Origin of the sequence: Streptomyces xanthii (assembly GCF_014621695.1) — a bacterium.
In the GTDB taxonomy this organism is placed as follows: domain Bacteria; phylum Actinomycetota; class Actinomycetes; order Streptomycetales; family Streptomycetaceae; genus Streptomyces; species Streptomyces xanthii.
The window spans coordinates 4,313,032-4,327,612 of record NZ_CP061281.1; the positions used below are offsets into that span (position 1 = coordinate 4,313,032).

14 protein-coding genes are annotated in these 14,581 nt (G+C 72.8%); 9 read left to right on the forward strand and 5 right to left on the reverse strand.

Going from position 1 to position 14,581, the window contains the following annotated elements; all coding sequences use genetic code 11:
- Positions 1-90: 90 nt before the first annotated feature.
- The gene (locus tag IAG42_RS19625; RefSeq protein ID WP_188338273.1) at positions 91-1,200 is read left to right on the forward strand and encodes an alpha/beta hydrolase; all 1,110 of its coding nucleotides are present in this window, start codon (positions 91-93) and stop codon (positions 1,198-1,200) included.
- Here the strand turns inward: IAG42_RS19625 and IAG42_RS19630 are convergent.
- Positions 1,190-2,338, reverse strand: coding sequence for an ABC transporter ATP-binding protein (locus IAG42_RS19630; protein ID WP_188338274.1), 1,149 nt, complete (start codon positions 2,336-2,338; stop codon positions 1,190-1,192). The two genes, IAG42_RS19625 and IAG42_RS19630, sit on opposite strands and share 11 nt — an antisense overlap.
- Positions 2,339-2,521: 183 nt before the next feature.
- Here IAG42_RS19630 and IAG42_RS19635 point away from each other — a divergent pair, with 183 nt between their 5' ends.
- From IAG42_RS19635 to IAG42_RS19650, 4 genes are all read left to right on the forward strand, one after another.
- Positions 2,522-3,268 carry an ABC transporter permease gene (locus IAG42_RS19635; protein ID WP_188338275.1) on the forward strand — a complete coding sequence of 249 codons (747 nt, stop codon included), beginning with the start codon at positions 2,522-2,524 and terminating at the stop codon, positions 3,266-3,268.
- Entirely contained in the window at positions 3,265-3,933 is a 669-nt protein-coding gene (locus IAG42_RS19640) for an ABC transporter permease (protein WP_188338276.1), read from the forward strand. The genes IAG42_RS19635 and IAG42_RS19640 overlap by 4 nt, the downstream gene beginning before the upstream one ends.
- A gap of 73 nt (positions 3,934-4,006) precedes the next feature.
- Positions 4,007-4,966, forward strand: coding sequence for an ABC transporter substrate-binding protein (locus tag IAG42_RS19645; RefSeq protein ID WP_188338277.1), 960 nt, complete (start codon positions 4,007-4,009; stop codon positions 4,964-4,966).
- Positions 4,967-5,124: 158 nt separating this feature from the next.
- Positions 5,125-6,117 (forward strand): hypothetical protein, encoded by a 993-nt coding sequence (locus IAG42_RS19650; RefSeq protein WP_188338278.1) that lies wholly within the window; start codon positions 5,125-5,127, stop codon positions 6,115-6,117.
- Between the two features lie 264 nt (positions 6,118-6,381).
- Here the strand turns inward: IAG42_RS19650 and IAG42_RS19655 are convergent, their stop codons facing one another.
- Positions 6,382-7,731 (reverse strand): PH domain-containing protein, encoded by a 1,350-nt coding sequence (locus IAG42_RS19655; protein WP_188338279.1) that lies wholly within the window; start codon positions 7,729-7,731, stop codon positions 6,382-6,384.
- Positions 7,728-8,252 (reverse strand): PH domain-containing protein, encoded by a 525-nt coding sequence (locus IAG42_RS19660; RefSeq protein WP_188338280.1) that lies wholly within the window; start codon positions 8,250-8,252, stop codon positions 7,728-7,730. The genes IAG42_RS19655 and IAG42_RS19660 overlap by 4 nt, the downstream gene beginning before the upstream one ends.
- A 31-nt stretch (positions 8,253-8,283) precedes the next feature.
- Here IAG42_RS19660 and IAG42_RS19665 point away from each other — a divergent pair, with 31 nt between their 5' ends.
- A complete protein-coding gene (locus IAG42_RS19665; RefSeq protein ID WP_223206085.1) occupies positions 8,284-9,435 on the forward strand; it encodes an NADH-quinone oxidoreductase subunit D in 1,152 nt (383 codons plus the stop codon).
- On the opposite strand, the gene IAG42_RS19670 is transcribed toward IAG42_RS19665, so the two are convergent.
- A complete protein-coding gene (locus tag IAG42_RS19670; RefSeq protein ID WP_188338282.1) occupies positions 9,400-10,437 on the reverse strand; it encodes an SAM-dependent methyltransferase in 1,038 nt (345 codons plus the stop codon). The genes IAG42_RS19665 and IAG42_RS19670 overlap by 36 nt on opposite strands.
- Positions 10,438-10,555: 118 nt before the next feature.
- Between IAG42_RS19670 and IAG42_RS19675 the strand changes: the two genes are divergently transcribed.
- The 3 genes from IAG42_RS19675 to IAG42_RS19685 all read left to right on the forward strand — a co-directional run bounded on the left by IAG42_RS19675 (position 10,556) and on the right by IAG42_RS19685 (position 13,343).
- Positions 10,556-11,761 (forward strand): sensor histidine kinase, encoded by a 1,206-nt coding sequence (locus IAG42_RS19675; RefSeq protein WP_188338283.1) that lies wholly within the window; start codon positions 10,556-10,558, stop codon positions 11,759-11,761.
- Positions 11,762-11,837: 76 nt separating this feature from the next.
- Positions 11,838-12,512 (forward strand): response regulator transcription factor, encoded by a 675-nt coding sequence (locus tag IAG42_RS19680; protein WP_188338284.1) that lies wholly within the window; start codon positions 11,838-11,840, stop codon positions 12,510-12,512.
- Positions 12,513-12,710: 198 nt separating this feature from the next.
- The gene (locus IAG42_RS19685) at positions 12,711-13,343 is read left to right on the forward strand and encodes an AAA family ATPase (protein ID WP_188338285.1); all 633 of its coding nucleotides are present in this window, start codon (positions 12,711-12,713) and stop codon (positions 13,341-13,343) included.
- A gap of 3 nt (positions 13,344-13,346) precedes the next feature.
- Here the strand turns inward: IAG42_RS19685 and IAG42_RS19690 are convergent, their stop codons facing one another.
- A complete protein-coding gene (locus IAG42_RS19690; RefSeq protein WP_188338286.1) occupies positions 13,347-14,453 on the reverse strand; it encodes a DUF5937 family protein in 1,107 nt (368 codons plus the stop codon).
- Positions 14,454-14,581: the final 128 nt, after the last annotated feature.

Consider the following 14,581-nt stretch of genomic DNA (forward strand, 5'->3'; position numbering starts at 1 on the left):
AAGAGCTGTAAAGGGTGAGGAAAGCAGGAGAAAAGCCGCTGCTCCGCACGGGGCGCCCCATCACGTCGACGCGGAGGCGGAAGACAACCCATGGGTCTCACGAGTCACACGGTGCTCGCCCTCGCGGTGCTGCTCGCCGTGGTCCTCTTCCTCGGCACCGTGCTGCTCTGGCCCCGCCTGTCGCACCGCTCCTGGCGGTCCGTCAGCGGCCGTGTGGCGCTGCTGCTCGCCACCCAGCTGCTGCTGTTCTGCGCGGTGGGCCTCGGCGTGAACCGGTCCTTCGGCTTCTACGCGTCCTGGGACGACCTGCTGGGCCGCGAGCAGACCGAGGGCGTCGTCACGGAGCAGGCGGGACCGGGCGGCGCCGCCCGGACCGTGCACGCCGTCTCCGCCGGAGGCCTCACCGCACCGCCCGGCGCCCGGCCGGACAGCCTGGGCCGCATCGAGAAGATCGAGGTGGTGGGGCGCGACACCCGGATCGCGAGCCCCGCGTACGTGTATCTGCCGCCGGAGTACTTCCAGCAGAGCCACGCCGGACGCCACTTCCCGGCGGCGGTCGTCCTCACGGGGTATCCGGGCACCGCGGAGGCGCTCTACAAGGGGCTGCGCTATCCGCAGACCGCCTACCAGCTCGCCGCCGCGCACCAGATGCGGCCGATGATCCTCGTCATGCTCCGGCCGACCGTGGCGCCGCCGCGCGACACCGAGTGCGTGGACGTGCCGGGCGGCCCGCGCACCGAGACCTTCTTCGCACGCGACCTGCCGCGGGCAGTCGCCGCCCGCTACCGCACCGAGAAGGAGTGGGGGATCGTCGGCGACTCCACGGGCGGCTACTGCGCCCTGAAGCTGGCGATGCACCACCCCGACGTCTACAGGGCGGGCGCCGGGCTCTCCGCGTACTACAGGGCGGCGCTCGACCCGACGACGGGCGACCTGTTCCACGGCGACCAGGAGCTGCGGTACCGGGCGGACCTCCTGTGGTCCCTCGACCGGCTGCCGCCGCCCGACACCTCCCTCCTGGTGACGACCAGCAGGCAGGGCGAGTACAACTACCCGGACACCATGGCGTTCCTGGGCAAGGTGAAGCCGCCCGCGCGCGTGGCGTCGATCGTCCTCGACAGCGGCGGGCACAACTTCAACACCTGGCGCCGGGAGATCCCGGCGACCCTCCAGTGGCTGAGCGCCCGGCTCAGCGAATGATCTCCAGGTCCACGTCGGTCCGTGCGACGTCCTGGGCGTCGGCCGCGGTGGAGCGGCGCAGCGCCTCGTGCAGCCGGGCGGGGGTGAGGACGCCCAGGAAGCGGCCCTCGGAGCGCTCGTCGATCACGGCGATCCAGCCCGCGTCGTGCTGGAGCATCGTCGCGAACGCCTGCTTCAGGGAGGCGCCGACGGGCAGCCAGGCCTCCATGCGGCGCGCGTGGTCCCGTACGGTCTCGCCCTTCGCCGCCTCGCGCGCGTGCCCGGCGGAGATCCAGCCGTGCAGGTTGTCCTCGCCGTCCAGGACGACGGCCCAGCGGGCGTCGAGGTCGCGGGGCAGCGGGTCGTCGAGGTGGACGACGGGCGGCTGCTCCAGGTCGCTCTCCTCGATGGGCGTCACCGAGAGGCGCTTCAGGCCCCGGTCCGCGCCGACGAAGTCGGCCACATAGGGCGTGGCGGGGGCGCCGAGCACCGCGGCCGGGGTGTCGAACTGCTCGATGCGGCCCTGCCCGTAGACGGCGATGCGGTCGCCGAGGCGGACCGCCTCCTCGATGTCGTGCGTGACGAACAGGACGGTCTTGCCGAGCGTGCGCTGCAGGCGCAGGAACTCGGTCTGGAGATGGTCGCGGACCACCGGGTCGACCGCGCCGAACGGCTCGTCCATCAGCAGCACCGGCGGGTCCGCCGCGAGCGCGCGGGCCACACCGACCCGCTGGCGCTGGCCGCCGGAGAGCTGCTCGGGGTAGCGCTCGCCGAACACCTTCGGGTCCAGGCCCACCAGATCGAGCAGTTCGGCGGCGCGGGCGCGGGCCTCGGCGCGCCGGACGCCGAGCAGGTGCGGGACCGTCGCCGTGTTGTCGAGGACCGTCTTGTGCGGGAAAAGGCCCACCTGCTGGATGACGTATCCGATACGCCGGCGCAGCTTCACCGGATCGATTTCGGATATGTCGTCGCCGTCGAGGAATATCCGGCCCGCGGACGGTTCGATGAGCCGGTTCACCATTTTCATCGTCGTGGTCTTGCCGCAGCCCGACGGGCCCACCAGCGTGACCAGTTCGCCCGCGTTCACCTCGAAGGACAGATCGTCGACGGCAGTTGTGCCGTCCGCGTACCGCTTGCTGACGTGCTCGAACCGGATCATGGGACCCCATTCTGCCGCCAAGGGCCCGTAGTTGTGTGACGGCGGTGTTGCGGGGAGGGGGTGGGCATCGGCCGTTGTCAGTGCCGGCGGTTAGGGTCGTCCGCAGTTCGAAAAGTGTCGGCGACGACCGTGCGGGGGCGCGGCCGGCGGCATACGTTCGGGGAAACGGGGGAGGCGGGCGGGGTGAGTGAGCAGAACTGCCTGGTGCGCAATGAGTGGGTGTGCGGCGAGTATCTGCGCACCCGCAGCCAGGAATTGGTCGACGCGACCGTGCAGCACGTGGGGATCACCGTCGCCTCGGTGGTGATCGGAGTCCTGATCTCCTTGCCGCTCGCGCTGCTCGCGCGCCGCAGGCGGGCTTTCGCGGCGCCGGTGCTCGGTCTGACGACTGTGCTGTATTCCATTCCCTCCCTCGCGATGTTCTCCCTGCTGCTGCCCCTTTTCGGGCTCTCTCCGGCTCTCGTGATCACCGGCCTCGTCCTGTATTCGCTGACGATTCTCGTGCGGAACATTCTGGCGGGACTCCAGTCCGTCCCCGAAGAGGCCACCGAGGCGGCCCGCGGGATGGGCTACGGGCCGCTGCGCCTGCTGTGGGAGGTCGAACTGCCTCTGGCGCTGCCCGCGTTGCTGGCCGGGGTGCGGATCGCGACGGTGTCCACGGTGGCGCTCACGACGGTCGGCGCGATCGTCGACTACGGGGGCCTGGGCACGCTGATCCTCGGCGGCCTCGACAGCGACTTCAAGGCACAGGTGCTGACCGCGTCCGTGCTGTGCGTGGCCCTCGCGGTCCTCGCCGACCTGCTGCTGCTCGGCCTCCAGCGGCTGCTGACGCCGTGGACGCGGGCGACGCGGGGGCGGGGTCCGCGCCCGCGTCGCAGACGCGTGGCGGCTGCCGCACCCGCGCTCCCTGAGCCCGAGAAGGTGGCATGAACGCGATATCGGGCGCCTGCGACTGGCTGTCCACGAGCGCCAACTGGCAGGGCGAGAAGGGCGTGTGGCACCGGCTCGCCGAGCATCTGTACTTCAGTGGCGTCGCGCTGGGCATCGCCTGTCTGATCGCGCTGCCGCTCGCCCTGTGGCTCGGGCACATCGGCCGGGGCGGCGCCCTCGCGGTCAACGTGTCGAACGTGGGACGCGCGGTGCCCACGCTGGCCGTCCTGGTGCTGCTCACGCTGACCCCGCTGGGCCGGCACGGAGACGTGCCGACGCTGATCGCGCTGGTCCTCTTCGCGGTGCCCCCGCTGCTGACGAACGCGTACGTGGGTGTGCGCGAGGTGGACCGTTCGGTGGTGGAGGCGGCGCGCGGCATGGGCATGAGCGGCGGCCAGGTCTTCGCCCGGGTCGAGCTGCCGCTGGCGTACCCGCTGGTGATGACCGGGCTGCGCTCGGCGGCGGTGCAGGTGATCGCCACGGCGACGCTGGCCGCGATGGCCGGCGAGGGCGGGCTCGGGCGGATCATCACCGCCGGGTTCAACCTCCAGGACACGCCGCAGGTGGTCGCGGGCGCGGTGCTCGTGGCGGCGCTCGCACTGGTCGTCGAGGGCGCGTTCGTGGCGGTGGGGCGGCTGTGCGACCCGATGCGGGGGCGGGCGTGAGCACCGTTCGCGCGGTGCGTCCCCGCGTCGATTCATCCGGTTTCGGCAAGGCATCGGCACAACGAGGAGAGTCATGAACAGCAGGACGCGCAGGGCGGCTCTGGCGGCCGTGGCGGTGGGCGCGCTGACCGTGGGGCTGGCCGCGTGCGGCGGCGACAGCCTGGAGGGCAAGGACGACGCGGGCTCCGGCGGCGGCAAGGGCAAGGTCGTCGTGGGGGCCGCGAGTTTCACCGAGGCGAAGGTCCTCGGTGAGCTGTACCGGCAGATACTCGACGACGCCGGATACGACGCCTCGGTGAAGACCGTCGCGAACCGGGAGATCTACGAACCGCAGCTCGCCAAGGGCGCGATCGACGTGGTGCCCGAATACGCGGCGACGCTCGCCGAATTCCTCAACCTGAAGAAGAACGGCCCGAAGGCGGAGCCGGTCGCCTCCAGCGATGTCGACGCCACGGTGAAGGCGCTGCGGGGGCTCGCCGGGCCGGAGGGTCTGAAGGTTCTGGACGCGGGCGGGGCGGTCGACCAGAACGCGTTCGCGGTGAGCGAGAGCTTCGCGAAGAAGCACAAGCTCAAGACCCTTTCGGATCTCGGCGCTTCGGGCCAGAAGGTCAAGATCGCGGCGGGTGACGAATGCGAGCAGCGGCCGTTCTGCGCGCCGGGTCTGAAGAAGACGTACGGGATCGACGTGGCGGGTATCGACCCCAAGGGCGTCGGCACCACTCAGGCCAAGCAGGCGGTGAAGACCGGCACGGATCAGCTGGTCCTGACGACCACGACGGACGCGACGCTGGAGAACTTCGGGCTCGTTCTCCTGGAGGACGACAAGAAGCTCCAGAACGCGGACAACATCATTCCGGTTGTGAACGCGAAGGACGCGGGCGACAAGGCGATCGCCGACGCGCTCGGGAAGCTCACCAAGGCACTCACCACCGACGATCTGGTGGAGCTGAACCGGAAGGTCGACGCGGAGCGCCAGAAGGAGGCCGATGTGGCGAAGGAATATCTCGAGTCCAAGGGCCTCATCGGTAAATGATCTTGAGGGTGGGGTGGATGCGCGGGGACGGGCGCGGGAGGGCGGGTGACGCCAAGTGATCGGTCATGAGCGCAAGTTCGGCCATTTTCCCGAGGGGTCTGCCCGGATTTTGCCGGGCGGGGCTTCGCGATTCGCCTACGCGCGGTAAGTTTCTGGCCATGCCACGTGGACGTCACCGCCATTCCCCACCCCTGCACCGCATGTTGCCCCCTTCGGTGATCGCCGGTGTGCCGCTCGTCTGCGCGGGCGGCGCCTGGCTGTCCGGCGATCCGCTGGTCCTGCGCGGGATCACCGCCGTCGCCGCGGCCGCCGCCGTGGTCGGCTCCGTCGTGATGCGCCGCTGGGACCGGCTCGCCGGCAAGCAGGTCGCCGAGCTGAACCGGGGCGCGGCGAGCGAGCGCTGGCGGCACGAGGAGGCGGTGGCCGAGCTCGAGGGCGACCTCGAGGAGTCGCGCGAGCTGCGCACCCGCCTGGAGACCAAGCTCCGCTCCAAGCGCGCCGAACTGGCCGCGCTGCGCGGTGAGCACGCCGCACTGCTGCGCCGGTACGCGAACGCGGAGACCGAGCGGGCCAGCGCCCTCGAAGGCCGGCGCCGGCTCGCGATAGAGAGCGCCGCCCCGGCCAGGGCGCTGCCGCCCGTGGGCGCGACGACGCCCGGCGGCGGCGTGACCCCCTCGCTCTACCTGAAGGCCAACGCGGCGCTCGACCGGATGGCCGCCGCGGGCGAGCCCGAGGTCGCGGAGGAGGCGGATTCCCGGGGGAAGTCCTCGGCGGCGTCCGGCCACTCCCTCGTGCCGGCCGTCGCGACCGTGATGCCTCCCGCGCCCGTGCGCAAGGCGCTGATCGGCGGCTTCGACTTCTTCGGCACGGGTCGCTCCGCGCAGGAGCAGGACCTCGCGGACGTCGTCGGTGAGGAGCTGGCCGCCGATGTCGCCGCGGAGCGGCTGACCGCCGAGCAGGCCCGGCAGGAGCGGCCGGCGCTCTCGGCCGCGCCCGGCGAGGCGGCCGGTACGGAGCACGAGGCCGCGGGCGACGTCGACGTCGATGCGGATGTGGATGCCGTGGCCGGTCAGGAGGTCATCGACCTGACGGAGCACGACGAGACCGAGCAGATCGACGTGGGCGACCTCAGGACGGCCCTGCGCGCCTGATCCACCGGCCGCCCCGTCAGGGGCCGCTCGGTTTCGTCGCGGGGCGCGCCCCGGTGGGGGCTGGTCGCGCAGTTCCCCGCGCCCCTGGAAGGCTGCGGCTTCGCCGCGCCTTCCCCAGATGAAAGGCGCCCCGCACCTCGATCGGGGAAATGCGGCGCGCAGCGCCTGCATTTCAGGGGCGCGGGGAACTGCGCGACCAGCCACGACGAGACCGGCACCCGGCGGACGGCACAGCGAGGCACCCGCCCCGCCCCACGCCCCCGGTCAGCGCATCGTCATCCAGCGGTCCGGGCGCGCGTCGCGGCGACCCGTGCGGGAGCGGTCGGCCTGGGCGCGGAGGAGCTCCGCGGCCTCCTGCGCGTCGCGGAGCGGGGCGGTCACCGTCTTGTTGGCGCCCGTGTCCAGGTGCAGGCTCGCGACGCGCCAGTACCGCTGCCAGGGCCCCTGGGTGAGCCGCACGCTCTGCACCTTGGCGTGCGGGACCAGGGCGAGACGCCGCCGGAGCAGCCCGTGCCGGGCCGCGAAGACCGTCTCCGTGACGGCCACCCCGTAGGAGCGCCACCACACGGGCACGCACCAGCGGCCGCGGCGCGGCGACGGGGCGAAGTCGGCCGGCTTGGGCACGGCCGCGCCCGGCAGGATCCGCGCGACGACGTCCTCGGCGTGCTCGCGCGGGGCGACCGGGACCAGGACCGAGTTCGACGAGCCCGCGACATGGAGCTCGACCCGGACCCAGCCGCGCCGCCGCCACAGCAGCGGCTCAACGAAGCGCACCGTCTGCACCCGGCCCGGCGGGACCGTCTCGTGGACCCGGTCGAGCAGCCCGTGGTCGATGCGGAGCCCGTCCTCGGACTCGCCGACCGTCCAGTCGTACTCCTTGACGAAGCGCCCCGCGCTGTTGGTGAACGCGCCGCCGGCCAGCGGCACGGCGACCGCGACGACCGTCCACAGGTTGTGGGTGGCGATCCACAGGAAGGCGGGCACGACGGCCGCGGCGAGCAGCATCGCCCAGGGCGCGCCCGTCAGCAGGAGCGCCGTGGCGAGCATCCGCGGCGGCGTGTGCAGGATCTGGCGGGAGGGCGCCTCGCCCACCTTGTGGGCCGACTCCGGGGCGAACCCGGCGGCCCGCGCGAGGAGTTCGGCCCGCAGAGCGCGCGCTTCCTTCTCGCCCAGATAGGCGAGTTCGTCCTTCTTGTCGGCCCCGACGACGTCGAGTTTGAGTTTCGCGACGCCCGCGAAGCGCGCCAGCAGCGGCTGCGTGACGTCGACCGCCTGGAGCCGGTCGAGCCGGATGTGGGCGGTGCGGCGGAACAACAGGCCCGTACGGATGCGCAGTTCGGTGTCCGTCACCGAGAAGTGCGTGAACCACCAGGTGAGGAAGCCGTACAGGGCGGCGGCCGGCACGAGCACGCCCAGGCCGACGATCAGGGTCGTCGCGGTCAGCTGGGCCAGCCGGCGCTGCGCCTCGTCCATGTCGTGCACGGCCCAGCCGAGCAGCACGGCGATCGGCGCCCACGCTCTGCGCAGGGGCGTGACGGGGTGCAGACGCCGTTCTGCGGCGCTCGCGGCGGTCTCGGGGTCCCGGAGGCCGTCCGGGGCGTGCGGGGCCGTCACAGGCCCGCCGATCGGGCCTCGCCGAGCTCGGTGAGGCGGTCGCGCAGCCGCTCGGCCTCGGCCGGCGCGAGGCCGGGGATCGTCGCGTCGGTGGCGGCGGCCGCGGTGTGCAGCTGGAGACTGGCGAGCCCGAACCGGCGCTCCAGCGGGCCCGAGGTCACCTCGACCAGCTGCATGCGCCCGTACGGGACGATCGTCTCCTCGCGCCACAGGACCCCGCGCGTGATCAGCAGGTCGTCGGCCCGCTCGGCGTACCGCCACGACCGCCAGTTGCGCCCCAGCATCGGCCAGCCCCAGGCCAGCAGCGCCAGCGGGAGCACGGCGAACGCCGCCCACGGCGGGCCCGCGAACACGCCGAGCAGCACTCCGGCCGCCACGGCGGCCGGCACCAGCCACAGCACCAGGAGCAGCCGGCGCAGCTTCAGCAGGCCCCGGGGCAGGCCCGTCCACACCGGGCCGGGCCCGTCGGACGTGTCCGGAGTGTCCACGGCGCCGGTGATGCCCCTCGCCCCTGTATCCATGAGCCCACCCTACGTAGGAGAGACTGTCGGCATGACGCCCACGACTCAGGCCACGGTCGGCATCGGCGGTGCCGCGGAGAGCACCGACATGGTGCTCAACATCGGTCCGCAGCACCCCTCCACCCACGGTGTGCTGCGCCTGCGTCTCGTGCTCGACGGCGAGCGCATCCAGCACGCGGAGCCGGTGATCGGCTACATGCACCGCGGTGCGGAGAAGCTGTTCGAGGCGCGCGACTACCGGCAGATCGTGATGCTCGCCAACCGCCACGACTGGCTGTCCGCCTTCTCGAACGAGCTGGGCGTCGTGCTCGCCGTCGAGCGGATGCTCGGCATGGAGGTCCCCGAGCGCGCGGTCTGGCTGCGGACCCTGCTGGCCGAGCTGAACCGTGTGCTGAACCATCTGATGTTTCTGGGTTCGTACCCGCTCGAACTGGGCGGAATCACTCCGGTCTTCTACGCCTTCCGTGAGCGCGAGGAACTCCAGAACGTGATGGAGGAGGTCTCCGGCGGACGCATGCACTACATGTTCAACCGCGTCGGCGGCCTCAAGGAGGACCTGCCCCAGGGGTGGACCACGCGCGCGCGGGCGGCCGTCGCGGACGTGCGCTCCCGGATGGACGTCTACGACAACCTGGTGCTCGGCAACGAGATCTTCCGCGGCCGCACGCGCGGCGTCGGCGTGCTGACCCCGGAGACGGCGCACGCCTACGGGGTGAGCGGCCCGATCGCCCGCGCCTCCGGCGTCGACTTCGACCTGAGGCGCGACGAGCCGTACCTCGCCTACGGGGAGCTGCAGGACACCCTGAAGGTCGTCACGCGGCAGGAGGGCGACTGCCTGGCCCGCTTCGAGTGCCTCCTGGAGCAGACGCACAACGCGCTGGACCTCGCCGACGCCGCCCTGGACCGGCTCGCCGAGCTGCCGCCGGGCCCCGTCAACCAGCGGCTGCCCAAGGTGCTCAAGGCGCCCGAGGGCCACACGTACGCGTGGACGGAGAACCCGCTCGGGATCAACGGCTACTACCTCGTCTCCAAGGGCGAGAAGACGCCGTACCGCCTGAAGCTGCGCTCCGCGTCCTACAACAACATCCAGGCGCTCACCGAACTGCTGCCGGGCACGCTCGTCGCCGACATGGTGGCGATCCTCGGCTCACTGTTCTTCGTCGTCGGCGACATCGACAAGTAGGGCCCCGAGCGGGTCCCCGCCCGGCAGTCCGACCGGTTCGAGCAGCCAGCCGAAGTCGCCGAGCCCGCCGCGCGCGGTCAGCTCCGCCGCCTCGCCGGCCCGCGCGAGCGCCCGTACGTAGGCGGCCGGGTCCTGGGAGGCGAGGGCGAGCGGCGGGCGGCCCGCGCGTACGCCGAGCCCTCGCAGGGCGGCCCGCTGCGGCACGATCCGGGCCCCGGGCGTCACGGCGCAGGCGTCGAGCGCCACGTGCGCGGTGATGTCGCAGGAGCCGTCCGGCACGGGCGCCGTCTCGCGGCCCTGCCGGAAGCCCGTGAGCGTGCCGAAGGGCGGCCGGGCCCCGCGCGCGTGGGCGTAGTCCGCCGCGACCGCCAGACCCCGCTCCAGGCAGCCCACGGCCGCCGCCCACGCCGTGTCGCGCGGCAGTCCCACCTCGGCCCGCAGGCCCGGCTCGGCGGGCAGCGGCCACCAGGCGTCCAGCCAGCGCCGCGACAGTTCGTCCAGGGGCCCGGCCGCCAGGGTCTCGGCGCCGTCCGCGTCGACGAGAACCAGGCGGGCGGCGCCGTCCTCGTCGGTCTCGACGACGTCGACCGGCACGTTGTCGAGCCACTCGTTCGCGAAGAGCAGGCCCGTGACGCCCTCCGGGGGCGCCGCGTGCCACTCGATCCGGTGATCGAGATCCGCGGGCCGCTCCGCCTTCTCGACCGCGCAGGCACGCACGCGTGCGGCCACACCGGCGGGCAGCACCTGAAGGACGCGCGTGACGAGCTCGCCGCGGCCGGCCGCCATGTCGACGAAGGCTAGCTCCGGCGGGGAGCCCAGCGCGGCGTCCACCCGGCACAGCAGCGCGGCGACGGCGTCCGCGAACAGCGCCGACGCGTGCACCGACGTACGGAAGTGCCCGGCGGGTCCCTCCGGCCCCCGGTAGAAGCCCTCCGGCCCGTACAGGGCCTCCTCGGCGGCCTCGCGCCAGCCGCGCCCCTCGTCCTGTCGTACGTGATCCACCGGTGCAGGCTATGCGCAGGGGGCGCACGCGCCTCCACCTTGGGGAGTACGCGCGCCGGGCGCGGATCGGTCCTCCGGTTGACCCCCGCACACCCGGCGCTTGCCTACGCTGGGTGACGTGCAGCGCCTCTACGCCTTTCTCCGCAGACACCCGACGTGGGTCGACAGCTTCTGGGCCGTCGTCCTCCTCGGCCTGTCCGTGGTGAGTCTGAGTCCCGTCAACGGGGCGCCCGTGCACGACACCAACGTGGTCGCGGCCGTGGTGCTCTCCGTCGTCCTGTGCGTCGTCGTGGCGCTGCGGCGGCGGATGCCCGAGTTGATGCTCGTGCTCGCCGCGGTGTCGGGCCTGGCCCAGATGGTCTTCGACGGCCGGGCCGTCGTGGCCGACTTCGCCCTGCTCGTGATCATCTACACGGTCGCGGCGAACGGCGCGAAGTGGGCCTCCCGCTTCGGCCTGATCGGCGGCCTGTGCGCGGCGCCGCTCGCCGAGCTGCGCTGGCCCACCGAGCACTCCAGCGGCCTCGGCCACCTGGCCGTCACGATCTTCCAGATGGTGCCGTTCGCCCTCGCCTGGGTCCTCGGCGACTCGCTCAGCACCCGGCGCGCCTACCTGGCGCAGCTGGAGGAGCGGGCCAACCGCCTGGAGAAGGAGCGCGAGGCGCAGGCCAAGGTCGCGGTCGCGGCCGAACGGGCGCGCATCGCCCGCGAGTTGCACGACGTCGTCGCGCACAACGTGTCGGTGATGGTCGTGCAGGCCGACGGCGCCGCCTACGTCATGGACGCCGCGCCCGACCAGGCCAAGAAGGCCCTGGAGACCATCTCCGGCACCGGCCGGCAGGCCCTCGCCGAGATGCGCCGGCTGCTCGGCGTGCTGCGCACCGGCGAGCCCGAGGAGGGCGGCGAGTACGTGCCGCAGCCGGACGTGCAGCAGATCGAGGACCTCGTCGAGCAGGTGCGCACGGCGGGCCTGCCCGTCGACTTCAAGGTCGAGGGCACCGCCCGCCCGCTGCCCAGCGGCGTCGAGCTGACCGCCTACCGCATCGTCCAGGAGGCGCTCACCAACACCCGCAAGCACGGCGGCTCCGACGTCGGCGCCAGCGTCCGGCTCGTCTACTTCGACGACGGGCTCGGGCTGCTCGTCGAGGACGACGGCAAGGGCGCCCCGCACGAGCTCTACGAGGACGGGGGCGCCGACGGCCGCGGCCACGGCCTCATCGGGATGCGCGAGCGCGTCGGTATGGTCGGCGGCACGCTGGACGCGGGCCCGCGCCCCGGCGGTGGCTTCCGCATCAGCGCCCTGCTGCCTCTCAAGCCCGCTCATTGACACGTACCAGCGCCACCGGACCCGTACCGGCGCACGCACCGCTCCACCCCGCCCACCAGATGTGAGGACCCGCCCGATGTCGATCAAGGTGATGCTCGTCGACGACCAGGTGCTGCTGCGCACCGGTTTCCGGATGGTGCTCGCGGCCCAGCCGGACATGGAGGTCGTCGCCGAGGCGGGCGACGGCGTCGAGGCCCTCGAGGTGCTGCGCTCCACGTCCGTGGACGTGGTCCTCATGGACGTGCGCATGCCGAAGCTCGACGGCGTCGAGACGACCCGGCGGATCTGCTCGGAGCCGAACCCGCCGAAGGTGCTGATCCTGACCACCTTCGACCTGGACGAGTACGCGTTCTCCGGCCTCAAGGCGGGCGCCTCCGGCTTCATGCTCAAGGACGTGCCGCCCGGTGAGCTGCTCACCGCGATCCGCTCCGTGCACAGCGGCGACGCGGTCGTCGCCCCGTCCACCACCCGGCGGCTGCTCGACCGGTTCGCCCCGATGCTGCCCAGCAGCACCAAGGAACCCCAGCACCAGCAGCTGGCGCGGCTCACCGAGCGCGAGCGCGAGGTCATGATCCTCGTCGCGCAGGGCCTGTCGAACGGCGAGATCGCGGCCCGCCTCGTGCTGTCCGAGGCCACCGTGAAGACCCACGTCGGCCGCATCCTGACCAAGCTCGACCTGCGCGACCGCGTCCAGGTCGTCGTCCTCGCCTACGAGACCGGACTGGTACGCGCGGGCGGCGGACAGGGCTGACCCTCAGGCCCTAGGGCGTGTCTTCAAACTCCCGCCTGCTCCACGGCGTCTGGTGCGCACTCTCGCCGCACCGGGCGAAGACCCAAGTAGCTCCGCTACGAGGGCCTGCGCCCGGCACACCGAGAGCACGCACCAGACGCCGCGAAGCCGCCCTCCGGGCGACGACGGGAGTTTGAAGACACGCCCTAGGATCTGCGCATGCTGCTCTGGATCAACGGCCCTTTCGGTGGCGGGAAGACACAGACCGCGTACGAGCTGCGGCGCCGGCTGCCCGGCAGCGTCGTCTGCGACCCGGAACACATCGGCTTCGGGCTGCACCGCACGCTGCCGCCCGGACTCCGCGAGGACTTCCGGGACCTGGCGGCGTGGCGGGCCGGCGTCCTCGAGACGCTCGACCTCGCGCTCACCCGGCACGACGGGCACGTCGTCGTCCCCATGACGCTCACCGACCCCGCGCACCACGCGGAGATCCTCGGTGAGCTGCGCGAACGGGGCCACGACGTACGGCACTTCACGCTCCTCGCCTCCCGCGAGACCGTCCTGCGGCGCCTGCGCGAGCGCGGACTCGGGCACGTCCTGCGCTTCGTCGTCGGCAAGGAGGGCGTGCTGAAGCGGGAGAGCTGGGCCGTGGGGCAGCTCGACCACTGTCTGGAGCGGCTGCGCGAGCCCGAGTTCGCCGAGCACCTGTGGACCGACGAGTCCACCGTCGCCAAGACCGCCGACCGCGTCGCCGTGCTGTCCGGCCTGACGCTGACACCGAACAAGGACGGCGCCCTGCGGGGCCGCGCCCGCCGCGCCCTCGTCGGCATCCGGCACATCCGGCTGGACTGAGCCTCAGCGCAGCACGCCCTCGATGAAGTCGGCGCCGAGCCGGGACACCAGGCCCAGGTCCAGCTGGTGCTGCACGTACCGGCCGTGCCGCCGCGTGGTGACCAGACCGGCCTTCTTCAGGACCGACAGATGCCGGGAGATCTCCGGCGCCGTCATCCCGTACGCGTCGGCCAGCTCGCCCGTCGTGTACGAGCCCCGGGCCAGGTGCCGGCACAGCCGCATCCGGACCGGGTGCGCGAGCGCCGACATGCGCAGGGTCAGCTCCGCCACGGAAGGCGGCGCGGCAGGTCCGGGCGCCGCGCTCGGGTACAGGATCGTCGGCTGCCAGCCGTGCCGGTGCACGACGAACAGATGCGGCCAGCCCAGGCTCGTCGGCACCAGGAGCAGGCCCCCGTCCCCGGTCGAGGTCTGGCCCTCGGACAGCTTGTCGACGACCACGGCGCCGCCCGCCTCGTCCATCGCGACCGCGCCCGAGACCGAACCGAGCGCCTCCCGCAGCCCCTTGTGCCGCAGCAGCTGCGTCTTGTGCCGGGCGTCGGCCGCCAGCGGGTGCCGCACCCGCGCCCACATGTCGGCGAAGAACGCCTCGTCGCAGTCCTGCAGCAGCTCGCGGAACCAGGCGCGGATCGCCGGGGGATCGTCGAGCAGACGCTGGGTGAAGCGCACCTGGTGCGCGCCGCGCGCCGCCGCGAGGTCCAGCGCCCGCTCCCGCGCGGCCCGGTCCGAGAGGCGGTCCGCGCCGCGCGTCGCGTAGTTCGTCTGGCACGTGAACTCCAGAGCGGCGTCCACGAACTCCTCGTCCGACAGCTTGTCCAGCAGGTCGAGCTCCTCGGCGAGCGTCGCCCCGGGCAGGGTGCGCCGGCCCGGCGCCCCGGAGTACGGCACGAACACGTCCGAGTACGTCGACCGCCACAGGAAGTCCGCCTCGCACAGGCGGTCCGCCAGGCACGGGTCGAGACAGGCGGACACGCTCGTCGTCCACCCCTGCAGCCCCGGGTGGTGCGCGGGCTCCGACAGCGCGTGCAGCGCCATGCCCAGCTCGGCCAGGGGCGAGGGCACGACATGGATCCGCTCCACGGGCAGCCCCGTGACGTCGATGCTCACGCTCATGACCCCATGGTGCACGCCGCCTGTGACAGTCCGGCCGCCGATTGACGGGACCCGTCAATCGGCGTGACCGGTGTGCGGGCCGGGCGCAGGCTCGTGCTCATCGGCCCCGATGCCGGGCGAACAGGCCC

Bases quoted from the DNA above. Each gene is read 5' to 3' on its own strand.
- IAG42_RS19650 (WP_188338278.1), top strand. From the start codon at position 5,125: ATGCCACGTGGACGTCACCGCCATTCCCCACCCCTGCACCGCATGTTG.
- IAG42_RS19660 (WP_188338280.1), bottom strand. From the start codon at position 8,252: ATGGATACAGGGGCGAGGGGCATCACCGGCGCCGTGGACACTCCGGAC.
- IAG42_RS19665 (WP_223206085.1), top strand. From the start codon at position 8,284: ATGACGCCCACGACTCAGGCCACGGTCGGCATCGGCGGTGCCGCGGAG.
- IAG42_RS19680 (WP_188338284.1), top strand. From the start codon at position 11,838: ATGTCGATCAAGGTGATGCTCGTCGACGACCAGGTGCTGCTGCGCACC.
- IAG42_RS19645 (WP_188338277.1), top strand. From the start codon at position 4,007: ATGAACAGCAGGACGCGCAGGGCGGCTCTGGCGGCCGTGGCGGTGGGC.
- IAG42_RS19685 (WP_188338285.1), top strand. From the start codon at position 12,711: ATGCTGCTCTGGATCAACGGCCCTTTCGGTGGCGGGAAGACACAGACC.
- IAG42_RS19630 (WP_188338274.1), bottom strand. From the start codon at position 2,338: ATGATCCGGTTCGAGCACGTCAGCAAGCGGTACGCGGACGGCACAACT.
- IAG42_RS19640 (WP_188338276.1), top strand. From the start codon at position 3,265: ATGAACGCGATATCGGGCGCCTGCGACTGGCTGTCCACGAGCGCCAAC.
- IAG42_RS19625 (WP_188338273.1), top strand. From the start codon at position 91: ATGGGTCTCACGAGTCACACGGTGCTCGCCCTCGCGGTGCTGCTCGCC.
- IAG42_RS19690 (WP_188338286.1), bottom strand. From the start codon at position 14,453: ATGAGCGTGAGCATCGACGTCACGGGGCTGCCCGTGGAGCGGATCCAT.